The sequence below is a fragment of the Areca yellow leaf disease phytoplasma genome (assembly GCF_041920595.1).
In genome coordinates this window covers 453,573-458,497 of sequence record NZ_CP169277.1, presented here as the reverse complement: position 1 = coordinate 458,497, position 4,925 = coordinate 453,573, and the positions used below count along the sequence as shown (strand labels likewise).

General features: G+C 29.0%; 3 protein-coding genes and 1 pseudogene. All 4 read right to left on the bottom strand.

Going from position 1 to position 4,925, the window contains the following annotated elements; translation table 11 throughout:
- Positions 1 to 893: 893 nt before the first annotated feature.
- A pseudogene (locus ACEW7V_RS02620) lies at positions 894 to 1,001 on the bottom strand (hypothetical protein); the annotation flags it as partial.
- A gap of 659 nt (positions 1,002 to 1,660) precedes the next feature.
- Entirely contained in the window at positions 1,661 to 1,840 is a 180-nt protein-coding gene (locus ACEW7V_RS02615; protein WP_374695348.1) for a hypothetical protein, read from the bottom strand.
- Positions 1,841 to 2,627: 787 nt separating this feature from the next.
- Positions 2,628 to 2,777 carry a hypothetical protein gene (locus ACEW7V_RS02610; RefSeq protein WP_374695347.1) on the bottom strand — a complete coding sequence of 50 codons (150 nt, stop codon included), beginning with the start codon at positions 2,775 to 2,777 and terminating at the stop codon, positions 2,628 to 2,630.
- 14 nt (positions 2,778 to 2,791) lie between these two features.
- Entirely contained in the window at positions 2,792 to 3,076 is a 285-nt protein-coding gene (locus ACEW7V_RS02605) for a hypothetical protein (RefSeq protein WP_374695346.1), read from the bottom strand.
- Positions 3,077 to 4,925 lie beyond the last annotated feature (1,849 nt).

Genomic DNA, 4,925 nt, shown 5'->3' with positions numbered 1-4,925 from the left:
TTATTAAAACAACTGGATGCAGTTTGATCATTTTATTTTTGTTCCAGAAGAAATATTAAAATATATATGTCATGATGATAGGCTAGCTAAATTCACATATTTTCGAAACCCAAAAGGTCTAATCAGCAGTTCGTGCTTATCTTTAGTCCAAAGGCAAAACAGTTGAGAATTCGGTAAGGTATAAATGCAATTCTATTCAAATTACTTGAACCAAAGGCGAAATTTTATAACAATATTAATTTATAAAAAGAGATGCAAAAATTTATAAACAAATATATGATCTTCAAGATGCCATTTTAGCGACCCTAAAGTGAAATCAAAATCAACAGGAAGTTCTAATGCCCCATCAAAAACTTGATTACACCCAAGCTATCAAAAACTTCAGAGTGTTAGAATTTGACTTTTTCCAACATGAGTTTTTTGATGAAAGCCAGTAATCAAGCTTTAGATGGAGCATTAGAACTTCTATAATTTGGATTTTTTGATTTTAAAAACAGGGTTGTTGGGCTAGAAATGGCATTCTTGAAAATCATAGCAATTTAAGCTTCTCTGATTTTTTGTACTTTTTCGCGATTGAAATTCGAGAAATAATACGATTTTCAAAAGTAATTTCGCCCTTGGTAAATTTTTTGTTTTTTTCAAATAATTTGAGAATAGAAATTGCAGTTTGGCTTTTAAGTTGCCACTAGATTCTCCAACTATTCCAAAGTTTTGCCTTTTTGGACTTCAAATAAAAACACCACGAACTGCTTTGATTGAACCTTTTTGGGTTTCAAAATAAGTATGTAGATTGCTAACTTTTAATAAACTCATATTTTACTCCTTTATATTTTAGTAGCTTTATTTTTTTAAAGTGCAAGAAATAAAATGATTAGGGGCTACTTGATAGCAATCTAGGTCTTGTTTTTGAGTGTGAAATAAAAATCTAAATTTGTTAGTTTCATGTAGGTGATTGGCATTTCTTCTACGTCTTTATTTTGATTTTTTAATTTAGGGATAGCATTTAGAAGTTGTTTGGTGTAGGGATGATAAGGTTTTAAAAAAGGCTTTCTGAAGCGCTATTTCAATTACTTTTCCCTAAATGCATTACACAAATGCGGTCACTTAAAAAACAGGCAACTCCTAAATCGTAGAGTAATAAACAAAGAAAGTTAGTTGGTAATCTTTTTTTAAATCATTTAAAAGGTTTAAAATTGGGCTTGGTTATTCATCTAATGCTGATACTATTTCATGCAGCTTAACAGAATTTAGGTTTAATAATTAAAGCTCTTGCAATTGCAATTCTTTGTCCTTTGTCCCCCTGAAAGTTGATGAGGATAAAAGAGTCATAAGAAGAAGTATCAATGCCACATTTTTCATGATAGCTAGAATTATTGTTTTGATATTTTGGGTCTTTTTGCCTTTTGTCATTTTGTGGATTAAAAGTCCTTCGCCAATGATATCTGATATTTTGAGATGAGTGTTAAGAGAAGAAAAAGGATCTTGAAAATAATTTGTAAATCTTTTCTTAAAAAGCGTTTTCTTTATTACTTAAAGTAGTTAAATCTGTTCTTTAATGTCACACATCTACTTTTTCCTTAGTTTTAGGTATTGTTTCTTTGTGAGTAAAAAACATTGCCTGAAGTAGGTTTTACAAGTTGTAGAAAGAACTTGTCTAAATTTAGGATTTTTCCCTGAACCAAGAGCCTCCAACTACGGCTAATGTTTCGCCTTTGAAAATGGATAAATTAATATTTTGGTTGGCTTTTAGTAAGGTATCTGGTTTTAAAAAGTTTTTTTTGATAGAAAAGTTTTTGGATAAGTTTTTAATTTCAATTAAAACTTGGTTTGAGGATGTCATTTTTGCCTTCTTTCTTAGTTTTTTGCTTCATTTTGTGAAAAATTTACTTTTTGCCTTAATCCTTAATTATTATTGTTTTGATAAATTATTATTTAAAATGTTTTTTTAAGAAATTAATATTTATCACAAAATAATAATTACTTTAATTATACACTAAAAAAAATAAAAATGCAAATAGATTTTAAATATTGTTTAATGACAATGATTTTTTTGGGTGGTTTTTAATTAAACTGTTTTATTCCTATATTTTTTAAGAAATTTATTTATTACATTTATTTATAAATTATAATTTCATTTTATAATATTTTATAATATCAATATTTTTGCTTTAAGAAATTTGTTTATCAAAGGGCAATAGTTTTTTTGATTTGTTTGGTAATTTGTTTTTGGTGATGTTTTATTTTGAATTTTCCTTTTTGTTTTTGCCAAAAAAAAGACAATTTTAAAAAGATAGTTTTGAGTTTGGTTTGGAAATTAGTTAGTTTGATTTTAGTAAGTAAGTTTTTTTTTGTTTTTTTGATTTGTTTTTCTATTTTGGTTATTTTTTGTGATTAGTTTTTTGTTTGCTTGAGTAAATGATTTGGATATTTTTCTTTTTGTTTGGTTAAATGTTTAAAGATTTGGTTGTTTTTTTGTTTGATGGCTATTTTTTATGTCCGAAAAAATAATTTGTCTTTTTTTTTCAAAATTGAGGAAGAGCTTCTTTTTTGGAGGTTTGATAGTTTTTTGGCGTAATTCTTTTTGTGTTTGTTGCCATGATAAATTAAGAGATTGATAAGAGCATCACTTAGATTTTCGTTTTACCCAATAATCCTAATTTTTCTTTCATTAAATTAGTTGTTTGGGTTAAACTTTTTTCTTTGGATTTAATTGTTTTAGTAATTTCTTGTAATAAAAGATATTTGATTTTGTTTAAATGTTTTTTCCAAAGAAACATTAATAACATTTTTATTAATTCATTTTGGTTGTAAAAAACTTTGTTAAGGTGTTTAGTTGTGTTAGTGGTATTTGCTTAGCTGTTTGAATTAATTTTTGTTCTTTTTTGTTATTTGTTCTTGGAAGTAAAGTATTTAAACATTGATAAATGTTTTTGATAATTATTATAGAATAAAATATCTTCTTGGATAACATTTGTGATTGTTTTTGGCAAGCATTGAAAAATTTGTTGATATTTTGAAATTGATTAAAGGAATAAGAGCAATGTTTTGGAGGCAGGAGTTTTTTAAATAGTGCCATAAAGTTAAAAGTTTGGTTATTTTAAGTTTGGTTTTGTTGATTTTTGGTGTTTGTTAGTTTTTTTTTCTAAAATATGTTGGTGTTTTTGGTTGCTTTATCTTTTTTGTGGTGAGGTTTTTGATAATTTTTTCATAACGTTCTTTGTGAGTTTTGATTTGGTATAAAAGGGGATATAGTTCAGTTCCTTTTTGTTTGTATTTGTGAAAAAATCCTTGTATTCCTTTCTTTTTTGTCAGTGTGTATTTTTGATTAAGAAAGGTTAATTTTTTGTCATAAAAAAGCTATTATTTGTTCGTTAAGATTAATTTCATTTTGTAGGGTAGTTTGGTTTAATTGGTGTTTTTTTTGTAAAAGATTAATTGTTTGATTAAATTGTTTTTGAATGATAGGAAATAAGTTAGTTTCAATTATTATAGTTTTTATTTGGTCTAAGATTATTTGTCTGATAAGACAAGTTTTAGTTTGATAATTACTTGTAAAAGTATTAATTTGTAATTGGATTTGTTGTAAAGTTTGTTCTAATAATGTGCTTTCTTTTTGACAAGATGGATAAGTGTTTAGTAAATTATTTAAAGTTTGTAAAAGTTCTATATTTTGGGTTTGTAATAATAAATAGATGTCTTTTTTGCATTAAGGTGATGTCTTGTAAAAAGAGATGCTATACATTGCATCCTTCTCTTTTTGTGCCACTTCTTCAGCGCCATGTATGCGCTCTTGGCATACCCGGTGAAATAAATTTGCATATGAATCATCATTCTCCAGAGGCGATTCCAGACGATGACGTGTCGTCATGTGTTGGAATGTTGTTTGGAAAATAAAAGCAGGGTCATGTGTTGGAATGTTGTTTGGAAAATAAAAGCAGGGTCATGTGTTTGAATGTTGTTTGGAAAATAAAAGCAGGTAGACAAGATTTATGTTTCTATGGTCAGTGAAAGGAAACTTTTTGCGGAATTTTGCAGCATATTTTATCAAAATCAAAATTTCATCCAATTTTGATAGAGTTGATATACATTTGTAACCATCTTCTAATGTTCACGTACAATTCATAGTCCCAAGTGGAACAAACACCCTCCAAGTAAATTGGCAGTTGGCTATCTGATTCAACTTGAAGTTTCACTATTAAATAAGGTTCAAAATACATCCATCGCAAACCAGAACATGATTGGCATTAAGATTGTGCAGTCAAAGCCTGGCACCCCACAAAATCCAAGTTCAAAACTTCACCCAACTCGCTAGATATAAAAATAGGTAGATCATATTCGACAGAAGCAAAGTCAGTCTCGATCTGAGAATTGCTGGTAGCTATGCCCTGGCTATATTAAGTTAGGCTATAGCATTATATGACAATAATATTTTAACAACCGTCAAGTTAGTACAAAATTGGCCAAACAAGATGGCCTCACCCTTGGAGATCATGAAGGCTTCCTCTAACTTAGAGTTGCCAATCTATGGGAGAAAGGTCCAATCTCTCCAATATCTGATTTGTCTGAGAAAAATGCCTGTTACAGAAGAGGTTAGTTAGGTTAGAACAATTGCTCGGGTTTGCTGCTAAACAAACATGAAATAATTGGCTTGTTAATAAATAAATAATAAATGATTGGGTTCTGGTCAAGACCCGGGAAAATAAACAAGCTACAGGCTTGAGAGTGATGCACGTCCACTAAATGCAAGGGGTTTCTTGAATTAGTTTCGAGGACTTGGAACTACCTAGCTTAGCATTGGCAAGAGATCCAAAGTCTATACTGGCTGCAAGGGACTCAGACTACAGTGAAAAAGAGGAAGTGGTAAAAGTAGAACAAGCATGAAAATGCATAGCGAGGCTGTGTTCGAATAAATACTTGCACAGTTG